The sequence below is a fragment of the Cumulibacter soli genome (assembly GCF_004382795.1).
Classification (GTDB): domain Bacteria; phylum Actinomycetota; class Actinomycetes; order Mycobacteriales; family Antricoccaceae; genus Cumulibacter; species Cumulibacter soli.
This window is the reverse complement of the sequence record NZ_SMSG01000002.1, coordinates 103,030-117,804: the sequence shown is the minus strand read 5'-3', so window position 1 is coordinate 117,804 and position 14,775 is coordinate 103,030. Positions and strand designations below refer to the sequence as shown.

The following is a 14,775-nucleotide window of genomic DNA, read 5'->3' as shown; positions in this document are numbered from 1 at the left end:
CGGAACTGCCGCGGACGAAGAAGCCGGGGTGCGCAGAGATGCCGCGAGCGCGCGTCTGTGACCGGCGAGGTGTCGTGCACGTCTGTGTGCGACGGGCATTCCCTGGCCTTCGCTGGCGTCTCGAATTCCTGAGTACTCGCGATCGAACCTTGCGCACAGAATCGAACATATGTACTATAGGGTATGTGGAAGTGAAACCGAACCTTGCGGGAGGCGCGATGGTCACCGACATGTGCTCGGTCGCCGTTTCAGGTGCCGCTGGCGCCGCGCCTTCTGGCGATGTCGGTGCGCATGATCTGGATCGGTTGCGGTTTGTACCTGCGGACGCCCGAGCGGCGGCCGCAGCCGGGGTGGCGGGCCCGCTACAGGTTGCCGAGTCGTTCTCGATGGAACTGGCTGATGCCCTCGAACACTTGCAGGTCGGTATGGGTGCGCTCCTCGAGATCGGTGCGCGTGGTGATTTCGCAGCGTTGGATCCGGCGTGTCTGGTGGGGTTGGCGCGCGAGTTTGAGGCACATCGTGCGCGTGGTCTGTTCTTTGATTGCCGCGTGATTGAGTCGGCATCAGAAGACCCATCGTTCGTGACCTACGTCGGTTCGAAAAGTATCCCCAAAGGCCTCGCGCAGTCGTTGCGGATTAGCGTGACGGAGGCGAACACGCGGCAGCGTCGCGCGGAGAGGATTTCGCCGCGAAATGGGTTTTCTCAGGGCGAGATTCCGCCTGATTTGCCGGCGTTGGCTGCCGCGGTCGAGTGCGGGGCGGTGTCGGTCGAGCAGGTGGACGTGGTGGTGGCGGCGATGCGGCGCATCGACACGATCCCGGAACTGGATGCGAGTCTGCGGGAGCAGGCCGAGCAGACTCTCGTCGGGCAGGCCGGTGTGTTGGGCCCAGCGGATCTGAAGGCGGTGGGAGAGCACGTGGATGAGGTGCTGTTGCCGGATGGGCGTGGTCCGGATGTAGCGATCACCGAGGCGCGGCGTGCGCTACGCGTTGGTCGGCAACGCCACGATGGCACGTACGCGATCACGGGTTATGTGAGTCCGCAGACGAAAGCGCGACTAGACGCGGTCCTGTCGCCGCTGGCTGCCCCGCGCCCGGCGCGCGACGGTCGTCGGGATGAGCGTTCGGCGGATCAGCGTCGCCATGACGCGTTGTTCGATGCGCTGGGAATGCTGTTGGCCGGTTCGGGTATGCCCGCCAGCGGCGGGACGGCGGCGACGGTACATCTGACGGTCGACGTGGACAAGGTGATGGATGCCCTGGGCATTACCGCCGCGGATGGTACGCGGGACGATGTCGAGTGCGCTCACGCCCCCGATGAGCACGCTCACGGGATGGCCGGTCACGGTGAGAGTGCTCAGGCTGACGGTGCGCGATACGTCGGGCGTATCGCTGGTGGAGACCGAATTACGTTGCGGGAGTTCCAGCAGCTGGCCGATGAAGCGGTGCTGATACCGGTATGGGCGAGCAAGACAAGCGGGGTCGTGGCCTACGGCCGATCGCGACGCATAGCTAGCGCGGGGCAGACACACGCACTCGTCGCCCGGGATGGTGGCTGTTCGCATCCTGGCTGCGATGTGCCGCCGGACTGGTGTCAACGACATCATGTTCGGGAGTGGTGGCGCGGTGGTGCAACTGACGTATCGAATCTGACGTTGTTGTGTGGCGTCCACCATCGTGAACTCGATAGCAGCGGGTGGCGAATCGATATGCACAACGGGCTGCCCTGGTGGATCCCGCCACCCTTGGATAGACCCGGCGCAGCGTCCGGTCCTGAATACGCGGATCCGAATACCAGACCAGAACGAAATCGAGAACGTGGCTCGTCAAGCCCGCATGGCGCACGACGCCATCGGCGCGGTGGACCCGCCCGATGTGGATGAGGCACTGGACTCAGCCATTGAGTTGGTCGGGCTACTTGCGGCGCATATTTCGGATCCCTATAAGCGGGGCGAATTCCAGCAACACGTCGCTGACCTGCTCGGCGACTACCTTCCCAGTGGGACCAGCGCACCGATGGCGGGGAGTGCGGCGTGACGCGGGTCCACCGACCGAGTCGCACCGGTCGGCGGCTGCCGGTATGCGGTCAACTTCTCGATCAACGGGCGTCCGTTACGCGGCCAGATGCTCCACTGATGGAGATGGGCGGCGGTCGCCTGGGTCGATAGGGGAGAATGGACGGCGGCGGTAGTCAGAGATAGCTACACATCAGGAGCATCAGCATGGGGCGCACAGCGCGCATCGAACGCAAGACGAGCGAAAGCTCAGTGTTGGTCGAGATCGATCTGGACGGCACGGGCACGAGCAATATCAGCACCGGGATCGGTTTCTACGACCACATGCTGACCGCGCTGTCCAAGCACTCGCTGATCGACCTGATTGTGCAGACCACCGGGGACATCGAGATCGATGGTCATCACAGCATTGAGGACACCGCGATCGTGCTCGGCGAAGCACTCGCTCAGGCGCTCGGAAACAAACGCGGAATCCGGCGCTTCGGCACCGCGAGAATCCCGTTGGACGAGGCGCTCGCCGACTGTGTCATCGACGTGTCCGGTCGTCCGTACTGCGTGCACACCGGCGAGCCAGAGGGCCAGCAGTACGTCGCGATCGGCGGAATCGCGCCGCTATATATGGGCTCGATGACGCAGCACGTGCTGGAGACGCTCGCACTGAACGCTCGCATCTGCATCCACATGACTGTCGTGTCCGGCCGCGACCCGCACCACATCGTCGAAGCACAGTTCAAAGCGTTGGCGCGTGCGCTGCGGGAAGCGGTCGAGCCCGATCCGCGCACCGATGCGATCCCCAGCACCAAGGGAGCTCTGTGACCCGCGACGTCGTCATCCTCGACTATGGGTTCGGCAACATCCGCTCTGCTCAGCGTGCACTGGAGCGCGCCGGCGCGAGGGTCGAAGTGACGTCGGATGTGCAACGAGCCGCCGAATGCGACGGTCTCGTCGTACCGGGCGTGGGCGCCTTCGAGGCCTGCATGCGCGGTTTGAATGAGCTGAACGCGCCGCGGATGATCCACGCCCGCATCGCCGCAGAGCGGCCCGTTTTGGGTATCTGCGTCGGGATGCAGGTGATGTTCGCCGAGGGCACCGAACACGGAGTGTCGGTCCACGGGATCGGCGCCATAGGCGGGCAGGTCGAGCGGCTTCGAGCCGATGTGCTGCCGCATATGGGGTGGAACACGCTACGCGCGCCGGATGACTCCCGGCTGTTGCGTGGTGTGGACGCCGATACTCGCTTCTATTTCGTGCACACCTACGCCGCCACGCGTACTGACACCGATGTCCGCGTCGCGATGTGCGAGTACGGTGAGTCGTTCATCGCCTCGATCGAGCGTGGCTCGTTGAGCGCGACGCAATTTCACCCGGAGAAGTCCGGCGATGCCGGAGCTCATCTCCTCGCCAACTGGATGGAGACCCTGTGACCGCCGCAACCCCGCTTGATGGACCCCGCCTCGAACTGCTGCCCGCCGTGGACGTGACCGAGGGCAAGGCAGTCCAGTTGGTACGCGGCGAGGCCGGGTCGGGCAAGACCTACGGAGAACCGCTGAACGCCGCACTAGGTTGGCAGCGCGACGGAGCCGAGTGGCTGCATCTGGTCGACTTGGACGCTGCGTTCGGTCGCGGGCACAACCGCGACGTCATCGCCGAAATCGTCGGCAAGATGGACATCAAGGTCGAGTTATCAGGCGGCATCCGCGACGACGAGTCGCTCAACGCGGCGTTGGCCACCGGATGTACGCGGGTCAACATCGGCACCGCGGCCCTGGAGAACCCCGAATGGTGCTCGCGGATCATCGGCGAGCACGGTGACCAGATCGCGATCGGCCTGGACGTTCGAGGCGAGAAGCTCGCCGCACGTGGCTGGACCCGTGAGGGCGGAAACCTCTGGGAGGTGCTGCAACGCCTGGAGCAGGACGGCTGTGGACGGTACGTCGTCACCGACGTCGAAAAGGACGGCATGCTCAAGGGGCCGAACGTCCACCTGCTACGTCAGGTGTGCGAGCGCACCGACGCCCCGGTTGTGGCCAGCGGGGGAATCAGCACGCTGGATGACATCCGGCAGATCGCGCAACTCACCCGGGTCGGCGTTGAGGGCGCGATCGTCGGCACCGCGCTGTACGAAGGCAACTTCACGCTGCCGCAGGCGCTCGAGGCGATCTCGGGATGACGCTCGCGACGCGGGTCATCCCATGCCTGGACGTGGACGCCGGCCGCGTCGTGAAGGGCATCAACTTCGAGAACCTGCGTGATGCCGGTGACCCCGTCGAACTCGCCGCGCGGTACGACGCGCAGGGGGCCGACGAGTTGACCTTTCTGGACGTGACCGCGTCCTCGGGCAACCGTCAGACGACGTACGACGTGGTGCGGCGTACCGCCGAGACGGTGTTCATCCCGTTGACCGTCGGCGGTGGCGTTCGCACTGCCGATGACGTCGACAACCTGTTGCGCGCGGGCGCTGACAAGGTGGGCGTGAACACCGCCGCGATCGCCCGTCCGGAATTGATCGATGAGATCGCGCAGCGATTCGGATCGCAGGTCCTGGTGCTGTCCCTGGACGTTCGCCGGGAGGTAGGCCAACCGTCCGGATTCGGGGTCACCACTCACGGTGGACGTCGCGCTGCCGGGCTGGACGCGATCGAGTGGGGCGCGCGGGCGGCAGAGCTCGGTGCGGGGGAGATCCTGCTGAACTCAATGGATCGCGATGGCACCAAGGACGGATTCGATCTGGAACTGATCGAGCTCATGCGCCGCGAGGTGTCCATCCCGATCATTGCCAGTGGCGGCGCGGGCAGCGTCGAACACTTCGCCCCAGCCGTCACCGCCGGGGCCGATGCGGTGCTGGCGGCCAGCGTTTTCCACTTCGGGCAGATGACGATCGGCGAGGTGAAAGCCGACCTGAGCGCGCACGGAATACCGGTTCGCTAGGTCGCTTCTCGCGCGGAACCGTCGAGGCTGCGGCCGCGTCGTACCCCACGCGTTCCGTGCGGACGCCCACCGGAACGACCGGTTACAGCGACACAGACGACTCTGTAACACGCGTGTGAAGGTGGGTGCTCTTGTCGACGCGGTAATGAATAATCGTGATCAGAGTGCCCCCTCCGTCCGTCACGACAGGCACCCGCGACCAGGACAGGACTTCGATATGACTAATCCACCCACCGGCCCCACGCCGAGCCAGGACCCGAATGCGTTCGGCCAGGGATACGGTTCGCAGCCGACGTCTGGCGCACAGCCCGCGCAGCCCACCTCCGGTCAGGTGCCGGCGCAAGGCGGCTACCCGGCTGCCTCCGACCCGACTCAGCAGTTTGGCTACCAGCAACAGGGTTACGGGCAGCAGCCCGGCTACGGACAGCAGCCCGGTTACGGTGCCCCACCGCAGTACGGCGGCGCACCGCAGTACCAGGCCGGTGGCTACCCCGTCGCCCCGCAGGCCTACGGACAGGGCGCGCCATCGGGACAACGTCCAGGTATGGCCACCGCCGCTGCCGTCCTGGGTTTCATCTTCGGTGCCTTCGGATTCTTTGCTTCGGCGTACTTCCTTGTCGGTTTGACAGCGCTCACCGACGAGTTCGGCTTCGCCGATGGCAGCGGCGGCTTTTCGCTTGCCCTGCTGTTCATCTCGCTCATCGCGATTCTGGTTTCGAGTGTCCTTGTCTTTATCGGGGCAGTACAACTCGTCGGAGGGAAGACGAATCGCATAGTGGTGTTAGCCGCGGTGATCTTCGGGGTTGGCTCGCTGCTGTTCCTGATCGCGGTTCTCGTCGGGGCTAACGGCGAAGTTGTTACGCCGCTGATTGTCATCTTCATTGTGTTTTTGCTCCTGGACGGCGTCTTGCTCTATCTTGCGAAGAACTCCGACGTCGATACCTGGCTCGCGCGAAAGGCAGCGGCCCGCTCGGCCGGTTACGAACTCTAATCACGCGATCCGATCGACCCGCCTCGATCGACTAAGGACAGATCACCCATGACGTATCCACCCACCGGCCCGAACCCAAGCCAGTCGGGCGGCGATGCCGCCGGAGTGCCGCAATACGGCGCTCCGCAATACGGTGGCGCTCCGATGCCCGGTTATCCGGCCGCGCCGCCTCCGGTCGGCGGGCAGTGGGGCGTTCAGCGTCCTGGCACTGCCACGGCCGCCGGCGTGTTGGGCATCATTTTCACTACCGTCGGGTTCTTCGCCGGCGCCTTCAACGTGATTGTGTTGACCGGCGCCGCCGAGTCCGACCTCTTCGCAGTGGTGGATGGCTTCCCGATGGTGCTGTACATGATCGCCGCGATCGGCATGCTCGTGGCCTCGGTGATGGGCTTCATCGGCGCAATCCAGCTGCTGTCCGGCAAGACGAACCAGATGCTGATCCTGGCAACGGTCATCTACGTCGCGTCGCGCGTGCTTGCCGTGATTGGCGACTTAGTCTTCTACAACGGCAATAGGGCGGCCGAGATGCTCGTGAGCGCTTTGGTCGGTATCGTGCTGGCTATCGTGCTGATCTTCCTGGCACGGGGCAGTGACGTCCAGCAGTGGCTCGAGCGGAAGAAAGCGGCAACATCTGCTGGAGCGTTCTAGCAACAACCCGCACTTGACGAAGGCCGCCGCCGCGCCCCGACAGGGCGCGGCGGCGGCCTTTTGGCGGACTTGCGAGAATAGACGGCATGTCTGCCCGAATCCCAGCCGAGCGCGCCGCGCTTGAGCCCGCCATTGCCGCGCGGTTGAAGCGAGACGCCGACGGCCTCGTCCCCGCAGTCGTCCAAAACCATGACACCAACGAGGTGCTGATGGTCGGCTGGATGGACGACGAAGCGTTGCATCGCACGCTCACCACCGGCCGTGCCACCTACTGGTCGCGTAGCCGCCAGGAGTACTGGGTGAAGGGCGAGACGTCCGGGCACGTGCAATACGTCCGTTCGGTCGCGCTGGACTGCGATGGCGACACGTTGCTGGTGCGGGTCGATCAGGTCGGCCCCGCCTGCCACACCGGTGACATGACCTGCTTCGATTCCGGTTCGCTCGAGGTGTCCGCATGAGCCGGATCGGCGCGATAACCCCTACGCGCGAAGAATTCGGTGCGCGGGTGGCCACTCACCGGGTCATCCCGGTCACCCGCACCCTGCTGGCGGACGGCGAGAGCCCCCTGGGTGTGTACCGCAAACTAGCCGGCGGCACCGGCACGTTCTTGCTCGAATCGGCCGAACGCGGCCACGCGTGGTCGCGCTACTCCTTCGTCGGCGTGCGCGCCACCGCGACGCTCAGCGAGTCCGGTGGTAAGGCCGTCTGGACGGGTACCCCGCCCCCGGGAGCCCCGACGCAGGGCGACGTGTTGGATGTCCTGGCCCAGACCTGGCGAGCGATCCGCTCGCCGCATGACGATGATCTTCCGGCGCTCGCCGGCGGGCTCGTGGGTTACCTCGGGTACGACGTCGCGACACTGATCGAACCGGTCGGTGACAAGGCCGTCGACGATCTCGGGATCCCGATGTTGTCGATGATGCTGGTCTCCGACCTCGCTGTCGTTGATCATCACGACGGAACGGTCATGCTGGTGGCCACCGAGTTCGTCAGCCCTCAGATGAGCAGCGCGCAGGTCGATGCGGCGTACGACGATGCCTTGCGCAGGCTCGACAAGATGACTGCGGATCTGGCCCGACCCGCGCCGGTGGCGTTGCTGGAAGAAACCGACGGCGCCGATGTGGAAGTGCGCTCGAACACGCCCGAAGGTGAATACCAGCCCGCGGTCCGTGAGGCGCTCAAACACGTCGTGGACGGCGACGTGTTCCAGGTGCAGATCAGTCAGCGGTTCGAGGTCACCACGGACGTCGAAGCGATCGACGTCTACCGCGTTCTGCGTCTGCTGAATCCGTCGCCGTACATGTACCTGGTGCGCGCGGACGGTTTCGACATCGTCGGATGTTCCCCGGAAGCCCTGGTGACCGTTCAAGGCAGCGAGGCCGTACTGCACCCCATCGCCGGCACCCGCAAACGCGGCGATACCCCCGAACGCGACCAGGCGCTCGCGGACGAGTTGATGAGCGATCCGAAGGAACGAGCCGAGCACGTCATGCTCGTTGACCTCGCGCGTAACGACCTCGGCCGCGTGTGCACGCCCGGATCGGTAAAGGTGACCGAACTCGGCGCGATCGAGCGCTACAGCCACGTGTGGCACATCGTCTCGACCGTCGTCGGCGAGGTGTCTGCCGATAAAGACGCCTTCGACGTACTGCTGTCCTGCTTCCCGGCCGGCACGCTGACCGGCGCGCCGAAGGTTCGCGCGATGCAGATCATCGACGACCTCGAACCGGTCCGTCGCGGTATTTACGGCGGTGCGGTCGGGTATCTGTCGGCCGGGGGAGACCTCGATATGGCGATCTGCATTCGGACCGCGTTGTTGAAGGACGGCAAGGCTTACGTGCAGTCCGCGGGGGGAATTGTCGCGGACTCCGAACCGCGCCTGGAGGAGTTGGAGACGCAGAATAAGGCGCGTGCGCCGCTGGCAGCCGTGCAGACCGCGTCTCGGCTGCGTGCAGTGGGCCCTCAATGACCGCTGCCGAACGCGAGCACCAGGAACCGGCGCGCCACAGTGGGGCTGCGCGTGCCCGATTGATGATCATCCTCGCGTTGCTCGTGCTCGCAGGAGCGGCATTGCTGTGGTCATCGGCGCTGATGTGGTCGGTGACCACCGTCGAGCGCGAGCAACCGCTGCCCCCGCTGGCGTACGCCATCAGCGGTTCGACGGCGGTACCGATGGTGACGGCAGCCGGATTCATCATGTTGGCGGCCGTCGTTGCGGTCCTGGCCACCAAGAGGCTCGGACGACGAATCATCGCCGTCGTCGCCGCCGTGATCGCGGTGATCACTGCGGTATTAATCGTGCAGTGGCAGACGATGCCCGCCGATGAACACGAAGCCAGCATGATCGCTGATGGGGTGCGGCACGTGATCGATCAAGCGCCGGAGGAGTCCACGTTGGCTATCCCGGTGGCGTTCGTCGGTCTGGCCTGCGCGCTGATCGCGGCGGTGTTGCTGCTCATCAGCCGCGGTATGGCGTTGATGAGTTCGAAGTACGACCGCCCGTCGGCAGCCGCGGGGAGCCGGGCCAAGGTTGTCGACGACGATCCGCAGGCGCGCGATCGCGACCTATGGAAGTCGCTGGATCGAGGCGAGGACCCGACTTAACGGGTCAGCGAGCCGTTCTCCAGATGAAGCGTTCCCGCGGGCCTGCTCGGCACGAGCAGGGGCAGCCGCCGCGCGTTCAATGGTGACACCACGTCGGTAATCGTCTCGATCGAGAACCACTGCGCCTCGAGGATCTCCCGGGTGTCGTACTCGAGCCGCTCCGGCAGGTCGACCGGGTGTTCGCCACCGTCGTACAGCAGTTCAATCGCGTCGCTCCAGCCGAGGTATGGCGGCAGCCAGTCCACTGCCAACAGGCGCGAAACCGGCAACTCGAGACCGATCTCCTCGGCCACCTCGCGCTGCCCGGCCAACGCGGGTGCCTCGCCGGGCTCCACGATCCCGCCGGGGAGTTCCCAGTCTTTCTTGAACGTCGTCCTGCACAACAGGATCCGGCCGCCCGGATCGGTCATCACCACGTGCGAGATCAGCCGCTTGAGCGGCATGACCGAATCCAGCATGTAGGTGAAACCGCCGGCATCCTGCGGTGTGGGGTCACTGGCCAGGCTCGCGAACAGCGCGCCGTCCAGGAGCGCACCGCAGCGCTGGAGCCCACCGCGCATGATTCCCTCGCGGCGCAACCCGGTGCGCATCGCTACCTGTGTCTCGTGGCGATCCTGGTGATCGATGACTACCTCGATCCGACTAGCCGAGGAATCGACGTACAACGCGTTGACGAGCGTGCGCATCGCGGCGGCATGCGCGTTGATCGACCCGTCGCCCAGGTCCCAGTGCAGCCGCGCGACTGTACCGTCGCGCACCTCGATCCGGCAGTTACCCAGCGAATTAGATCGATGTAGCAGTTCGAACGTGTCGGTGGCACCGGCGTGCGGGCGCAACTCGACGTCTTCTGCGGTGCGCGCGATCTGCGAGAAGTCCACCAGTAGTCCCTTCGAGCGGTGCCTAGCACCTGTCTACCAGAGCCCGCTGGTACGGGTGGATGCGCGCGGGCCAACCGCACTAGTTACTGTTTGTAGGACTAGACGGGTGGGGGGTCTTCAGGTGACTGTTCTCGACGAGATAATCGCGGGTGTGCGCGAGGACGTCGCGGTTCGACAAGCGCAGACCTCGTTGGACGACCTCAAGGCCCGCTGTAAGTCCGTTCGGACCGCGATCGACGCGTACCACGAACTGAAGCGTCCCGGCGTTGCCGTGATCGCGGAAGTCAAACGCGCCAGCCCGTCGGCCGGAGCGTTGGCCGATATCGCCGACCCGGCGCATCTCGCCGCCGAATATGAAGCCGGTGGCGCACGAGCGATCAGCGTGCTCACCGAACAGCGTCGGTTCAACGGATCACTCGACGATCTGGCCGCCGTACGCAAGAACGTGTCGATCCCCGTGCTGCGCAAGGATTTCGTGGTCTCTTCGTATCAAGTACACGAGGCACGCGCCTACGGTGCGGACATCGTGCTGTTGATCGTCGCCGCGTTGGATCAGCACACCCTCGTCGGGTTGCGCGAGCGAGTCGAATCACTGGGTATGACCGCCCTGGTGGAGGTACACGACGAAGAAGAAGCCGACCGCGCGATCGCGGCCGGTGCCAGCGTGATCGGGGTCAACGCCCGCAACCTCAAAACCCTCGACGTCGATCGCTCCACCTTCGAGAGGATCGCGCCGGGACTTCCCAGCAACGTGGTGAAGATTGCCGAGTCGGGCGTGCGCGGCCCGCACGATCTGATCACTTACGCCAAGGCCGGCGCGGACGCCGTGCTGGTCGGACAGGGTCTCGTTCAGTCCGGTGATCCCAGGCAAGCCGTCGCCGCGCTGGTCACCGCCGGCGAGCATCCCGCAACCCCAGGAAACTGCAGATGATCATCGGTAACTCCGTACCGGACCAGCGCGGCTATTACGGCCCGTTCGGTGGACGTTTCATTCCCGAGGCACTCGTGGCCGCCATCGAGGAACTCACCGAGTTCTACGAGAAAGCCAAGGTCGACCCCGAGTTCATCGCTGAGTACGACGAACTGCTGCGCGGTTACGCCGGACGTCCGAGCCTGCTGTATGAAGCCAAGCGCTTCTCCGAGCACGTGGGCTGCCGGGTACTGCTCAAGCGCGAAGATCTCAACCACACCGGCGCACACAAGATCAACAACGTGCTCGGTCAGGCGTTGCTGACCAAGAAGATGGGCAAGACACGGCTGATAGCCGAGACCGGCGCTGGTCAGCATGGCGTAGCTACGGCGACCGCGGCGGCGCTGATGGGCCTGGAATGCACCGTCTATATGGGCGAGGTCGATACCGATCGACAGTCCCTGAACGTGGCCCGGATGCGCTTGCTCGGTGCCGAGGTCGTCGCGGTACGTGCCGGTTCGCGCACCCTCAAGGATGCGATGAACGAGGCATTTCGCGATTGGGTCAGCACGGTCGACTACACGCACTACTGCATCGGCTCGGTAGGCGGACCACACCCATTCCCGATGCTGGTGCGTGACTTCAACTCCGTGGTGGGCCAAGAAGCCCGCCAGCAGTGCCTGGACGAGTTCGGGGCGCTACCGGACGCCGTTCTGGCGTGCGTCGGCGGCGGCTCGAACGCGATCGGCATCTTCGCCGGATTCCTGAACGACGAGGGAGTGCGGCTGTACGGGTTGGAGGCGGCCGGGGACGGCGCGGAGACCGACCGCACGGCAGCGACCCTGACGAAGGGGTCCGTCGGCGTACTGCACGGCTCGAAGTCCTACGTGCTGCAGGACGAGGACGGACAGACCCGTGAGTCACACTCGATCTCTGCCGGCCTGGATTATCCGGGGGTAGGACCAGAACACTCCTATCTGAAGGACACCGGCCGCGCGACCTACCTGCCGGTGACCGATACCGAGGCGATGAACGCCTTCTCGTTGCTTTGCCGTACCGAGGGCATCATCCCGGCTATCGAGTCCTCGCACGCGCTCGCCGGCGCCGTCGCGCTGGCACCAGAACTCGGCCCGGACGCCACGTTGCTGGTGAACCTGTCTGGCCGTGGTGACAAAGATGTCGCCACCGCCGGTGCGTGGTTTGACGTGATCGGAGTTACCCGAACAACATGAGCAACGCACGTTCTCTCGCGGATGTCTTCGCAGCGGCGCGCTCGGAAAAGCGGGCCGCGCTGATCGGCTATCTGCCTGCCGGGTTTCCAAATCGCGCCCAGAGCGCGGACGCCTTCAGGGCTGTAATCGACGGCGGCTGCGACATTGTCGAAGTCGGCATGCCGTACTCCGATCCCGTGATGGACGGACCAACAGTGCAGGCGGCAGCCGACCGCGCGTTGGCCGACGGCACCAAGATCACCGATATGTTGCGGATCGTCGAGGCGGCGTCCGAGCACGGTGGTGTCCCGGTCGTGATGACCTACTGGGCGCCGGTGACTCGGTACGGAGTAGATGCTTTCGCGCGTGATTTGGCAAACGCCGGCGGTCGCGGCCTGATCACCCCGGACCTGATCCCGGACGAGGCGGACGAGTGGATCGCCGCCAGCACGACGCATGGACTCGACCGGATCTTCCTGGTCGCGCCATCATCCACCCCGGAACGATTGCAGATGACCGTCGATTCGTGCAGCGGGTTCGTGTACGCCGCATCGACGATGGGGGTCACCGGTGCGCGCGCCGAAATCGGACAGTTGGCGCCGCGCCTGGTGGCCCGCACCCGCGAATGCACCGACCTGCCAATTGGCGTCGGGCTGGGTGTACGCACACCGGAGCACGTGCGCGAAATCGCCTCGTACGCCGATGCGGTTATCGTGGGCTCTGCACTGGTGAGCGCGATCGACGAAGGCCTTGAGCAGGCCAGCGCGCTGGTGCGGTCCCTACGAGAGGCAACCGGTTCGGCATGACGCTACTGGCTACGATCCCCAGTCCCACCCAGAACCAGATCGACGTGTTCGGGCTGCCATTGCGGGCATACGCCCTGTGCATCCTGCTCGGTATCGTGCTGGCGATCTGGATCTCCTCGCGCCGGTGGATCGAGCGCGGTGGCAAATCCGGCGAAATCCTCGATCTAGCGATCTGGGCCGTGCCATTCGGCATCATCGGCGGCCGGCTCTATCATGTCTTCTCCTCGCCGGACGCGTACTTCGGTGAGAACGGTGACATCGTCAAAGCCCTGTATATCTGGGAAGGCGGCCTCGGGATCTGGGGCGCCATCGCGTTCGGCGCGCTCGGCGCATGGATCGCAGCTCGCCGCTCGGGATTTCGGATGTCTTCCATCGCTGACACGCTCGCGCCGGGACTCATCCTGGCTCAGGCGGTCGGACGGCTGGGCAACTGGTTCAACAACGAGCTGTACGGCGGTGAAACAAGCGGCTGGTTGGGTCTGGAGATCCACCGGCTTGACGAGAGCGGCCACGCGATCACCGATGACAACGGGGTCGCGGTCGTCATTGGTATCTATCAGCCGACGTTCCTGTACGAACTCGTCTGGAACCTGCTGGTCTTCGTGGCGTTGCTGCTGCTGGACAAGCATCTGCGGATGGGACGCGGACGCGTGTTCGCCGCGTATGTCGGGCTCTACTGCCTCGGCCGGTTCTTCATCGAGCAGATGCGTTCTGACCCAGCCGAGTTGATCTTCGGCCAGCGCCTCAATGTGTGGACCTCGCTGCTGGTCGGCGTCCTCGCTGTCGCCTACCTGATCCTGGTGAAAGGCACCCGAGAGGCCACGCCGTACACCGATGACCGCGCGGCATTCGTGGACGCGGATGGGAACCCGACCAAGTACGCGCCGGTCGGCGGCGATAACGTCGTGGACGACGAACCAGATCAGGATTCCACCGCCGAGGACGTTGACGATGACGCTGAAGATGACAGCGGCGAGCGCAGTAGCGAGGATTCGAGCGACGACGCAGGTCGTCGCACCGAGTAAATGCGCGGCGTCATCCCGTCGCCGAATATCTGGCACAGCCCGGCGGTGTACGAGCTGGAGAACCGCGCCCTCGACCCCGACGGGCGACTGTGGGCGGAACTGACCAGTAGGCATCCGTTGGCGTCCTCGACGGTGCTCGACATCGGCTGCGGCACCGGGTTCTACCTGCCGAAGTTCGCCGCCCACGCTGCCCAGGTCGTCGGGGTGGAGCCACATCCGCCGTTGCTGGCGGCCGCGCGGCGCCGTACCGCACACCTGTCGAACGTCGCGGTGCGTCGTGGCACCGCGCAGGAATTGCCGGTAGCGGAGGCGTCGGTGGACTTCGCACACGCGCGCTGGGCGTACTTCTTCGGTCCGGGATGCGAACCGGGCCTGGCCGAACTAGATCGGGTGATGCGCCGCGGCGGTACCGCCTTCCTGATCGATAACGACCTGACCACCTCCACGTTCGGGTCCTGGTGTCGACGCGCGTGGACCAACTACCGGCCAGGCGTAGTGGAGAACTTCTTCTCCGTCCGCGGATGGCAGCGTCAGCCCGTGCAGATGGGCTGGCGGTTCGAGACCCGCAGCGATCTCGAGCGGGTGGTGCGCATCGAATTCAACGAGCGTGACGCCGCTGCGTTCCTGAGCGAACACAGCGGCCTGTACGTCGACTACGCCGTCAACCTGTGGCACAAGACCTTCTAGTCACATACCGCTCGCGCGGTACGTCCTCTACAAGGTGCGGTGAGTTGAAACAGTGGCTGAACGCTCGGTGCT

Annotated in this window: 17 protein-coding genes; 16 read left to right on the top strand and 1 reads right to left on the bottom strand. The window is 65.1% G+C overall.

Annotated elements, in window-relative coordinates; translation table 11 throughout:
- Positions 1 to 191 precede the first annotated feature (191 nt).
- The 11 genes from E1H16_RS04360 to E1H16_RS04310 all read left to right on the top strand — a co-directional run bounded on the left by E1H16_RS04360 (position 192) and on the right by E1H16_RS04310 (position 9,186).
- Entirely contained in the window at positions 192 to 1,883 is a 1,692-nt protein-coding gene (locus tag E1H16_RS04360) for an HNH endonuclease signature motif containing protein (RefSeq protein ID WP_166741617.1), read from the top strand.
- Positions 1,861 to 2,037 (top strand): hypothetical protein, encoded by a 177-nt coding sequence (locus E1H16_RS04355; RefSeq protein WP_166741616.1) that lies wholly within the window; start codon positions 1,861 to 1,863, stop codon positions 2,035 to 2,037. Before E1H16_RS04360 ends, E1H16_RS04355 begins: the two co-directional genes overlap by 23 nt.
- A 185-nt stretch (positions 2,038 to 2,222) precedes the next feature.
- Positions 2,223 to 2,831 (top strand): imidazoleglycerol-phosphate dehydratase HisB, encoded by a 609-nt coding sequence (gene hisB, locus E1H16_RS04350; protein ID WP_134322485.1) that lies wholly within the window; start codon positions 2,223 to 2,225, stop codon positions 2,829 to 2,831.
- Positions 2,828 to 3,439, top strand: a complete 612-nt coding sequence (gene hisH, locus E1H16_RS04345; RefSeq protein ID WP_134322484.1) for an imidazole glycerol phosphate synthase subunit HisH — start codon at positions 2,828 to 2,830, stop codon at positions 3,437 to 3,439. Before hisB ends, hisH begins: the two co-directional genes overlap by 4 nt.
- Positions 3,436 to 4,185 carry a bifunctional 1-(5-phosphoribosyl)-5-((5-phosphoribosylamino)methylideneamino)imidazole-4-carboxamide isomerase/phosphoribosylanthranilate isomerase PriA gene (priA, locus tag E1H16_RS04340; RefSeq protein WP_134322483.1) on the top strand — a complete coding sequence of 250 codons (750 nt, stop codon included), beginning with the start codon at positions 3,436 to 3,438 and terminating at the stop codon, positions 4,183 to 4,185. The genes hisH and priA overlap by 4 nt, the downstream gene beginning before the upstream one ends.
- Positions 4,182 to 4,943, top strand: a complete 762-nt coding sequence (hisF, locus tag E1H16_RS04335) for an imidazole glycerol phosphate synthase subunit HisF (protein ID WP_134322482.1) — start codon at positions 4,182 to 4,184, stop codon at positions 4,941 to 4,943. Before priA ends, hisF begins: the two co-directional genes overlap by 4 nt.
- A 217-nt stretch (positions 4,944 to 5,160) precedes the next feature.
- A complete protein-coding gene (locus E1H16_RS04330) occupies positions 5,161 to 5,934 on the top strand; it encodes a hypothetical protein (protein WP_134322481.1) in 774 nt (257 codons plus the stop codon).
- A 48-nt stretch (positions 5,935 to 5,982) separates the two neighbouring features.
- On the top strand, positions 5,983 to 6,582 hold the full coding sequence (locus E1H16_RS04325; protein WP_134322480.1) for a proline-rich domain-containing protein: 600 nt from the start codon (positions 5,983 to 5,985) through the stop codon (positions 6,580 to 6,582).
- Between the two features lie 86 nt (positions 6,583 to 6,668).
- The gene (gene hisI / locus E1H16_RS04320) at positions 6,669 to 7,040 is read left to right on the top strand and encodes a phosphoribosyl-AMP cyclohydrolase (protein WP_134322479.1); all 372 of its coding nucleotides are present in this window, start codon (positions 6,669 to 6,671) and stop codon (positions 7,038 to 7,040) included.
- Entirely contained in the window at positions 7,037 to 8,551 is a 1,515-nt protein-coding gene (locus E1H16_RS04315) for an anthranilate synthase component I (RefSeq protein WP_134322478.1), read from the top strand. Before hisI ends, E1H16_RS04315 begins: the two co-directional genes overlap by 4 nt.
- Positions 8,548 to 9,186, top strand: a complete 639-nt coding sequence (locus E1H16_RS04310) for a TIGR02234 family membrane protein (RefSeq protein WP_134322477.1) — start codon at positions 8,548 to 8,550, stop codon at positions 9,184 to 9,186. Before E1H16_RS04315 ends, E1H16_RS04310 begins: the two co-directional genes overlap by 4 nt.
- Here E1H16_RS04310 and E1H16_RS18725 read toward each other — a convergent pair.
- The gene (locus tag E1H16_RS18725) at positions 9,183 to 10,064 is read right to left on the bottom strand and encodes an NUDIX domain-containing protein (RefSeq protein ID WP_243837660.1); all 882 of its coding nucleotides are present in this window, start codon (positions 10,062 to 10,064) and stop codon (positions 9,183 to 9,185) included. The genes E1H16_RS04310 and E1H16_RS18725 overlap by 4 nt on opposite strands.
- Before the next feature lie 121 nt (positions 10,065 to 10,185).
- Between E1H16_RS18725 and trpC the strand changes: the two genes are divergently transcribed.
- The 5 genes from trpC to E1H16_RS04275 are packed head-to-tail and all read left to right on the top strand — an operon-like array spanning position 10,186 to position 14,703.
- Positions 10,186 to 10,995: an indole-3-glycerol phosphate synthase TrpC gene (gene trpC, locus E1H16_RS04295; RefSeq protein WP_134322476.1), complete on the top strand. Its 810-nt coding sequence runs from the start codon at positions 10,186 to 10,188 to the stop codon at positions 10,993 to 10,995.
- On the top strand, positions 10,992 to 12,206 hold the full coding sequence (trpB, locus tag E1H16_RS04290; protein WP_134322475.1) for a tryptophan synthase subunit beta: 1,215 nt from the start codon (positions 10,992 to 10,994) through the stop codon (positions 12,204 to 12,206). Before trpC ends, trpB begins: the two co-directional genes overlap by 4 nt.
- Positions 12,203 to 12,991 carry a tryptophan synthase subunit alpha gene (gene trpA, locus E1H16_RS04285; protein WP_134322474.1) on the top strand — a complete coding sequence of 263 codons (789 nt, stop codon included), beginning with the start codon at positions 12,203 to 12,205 and terminating at the stop codon, positions 12,989 to 12,991. Before trpB ends, trpA begins: the two co-directional genes overlap by 4 nt.
- Complete coding sequence (lgt, locus tag E1H16_RS04280) at positions 12,988 to 14,016, top strand: prolipoprotein diacylglyceryl transferase (protein WP_134322473.1); 1,029 nt, start codon at positions 12,988 to 12,990, stop codon at positions 14,014 to 14,016. Before trpA ends, lgt begins: the two co-directional genes overlap by 4 nt.
- Positions 14,017 to 14,703 (top strand): class I SAM-dependent methyltransferase, encoded by a 687-nt coding sequence (locus E1H16_RS04275; RefSeq protein WP_134322472.1) that lies wholly within the window; start codon positions 14,017 to 14,019, stop codon positions 14,701 to 14,703.
- The last annotated feature ends 72 nt before the right edge of the window (positions 14,704 to 14,775 follow it).

Excerpts from the sequence above, each read along its gene's own strand:
- hisB (WP_134322485.1), top strand. The coding sequence starts at position 2,223 with ATGGGGCGCACAGCGCGCATCGAACGCAAGACGAGCGAAAGCTCAGTG.
- hisF (WP_134322482.1), top strand. The coding sequence starts at position 4,182 with ATGACGCTCGCGACGCGGGTCATCCCATGCCTGGACGTGGACGCCGGC.
- E1H16_RS04330 (WP_134322481.1), top strand. The coding sequence starts at position 5,161 with ATGACTAATCCACCCACCGGCCCCACGCCGAGCCAGGACCCGAATGCG.
- E1H16_RS04325 (WP_134322480.1), top strand. The coding sequence starts at position 5,983 with ATGACGTATCCACCCACCGGCCCGAACCCAAGCCAGTCGGGCGGCGAT.
- hisI (WP_134322479.1), top strand. The coding sequence starts at position 6,669 with ATGTCTGCCCGAATCCCAGCCGAGCGCGCCGCGCTTGAGCCCGCCATT.
- E1H16_RS04315 (WP_134322478.1), top strand. The coding sequence starts at position 7,037 with ATGAGCCGGATCGGCGCGATAACCCCTACGCGCGAAGAATTCGGTGCG.
- E1H16_RS04310 (WP_134322477.1), top strand. The coding sequence starts at position 8,548 with ATGACCGCTGCCGAACGCGAGCACCAGGAACCGGCGCGCCACAGTGGG.
- trpB (WP_134322475.1), top strand. The coding sequence starts at position 10,992 with ATGATCATCGGTAACTCCGTACCGGACCAGCGCGGCTATTACGGCCCG.
- trpA (WP_134322474.1), top strand. The coding sequence starts at position 12,203 with ATGAGCAACGCACGTTCTCTCGCGGATGTCTTCGCAGCGGCGCGCTCG.
- lgt (WP_134322473.1), top strand. The coding sequence starts at position 12,988 with ATGACGCTACTGGCTACGATCCCCAGTCCCACCCAGAACCAGATCGAC.
- E1H16_RS04275 (WP_134322472.1), top strand. The coding sequence starts at position 14,017 with ATGCGCGGCGTCATCCCGTCGCCGAATATCTGGCACAGCCCGGCGGTG.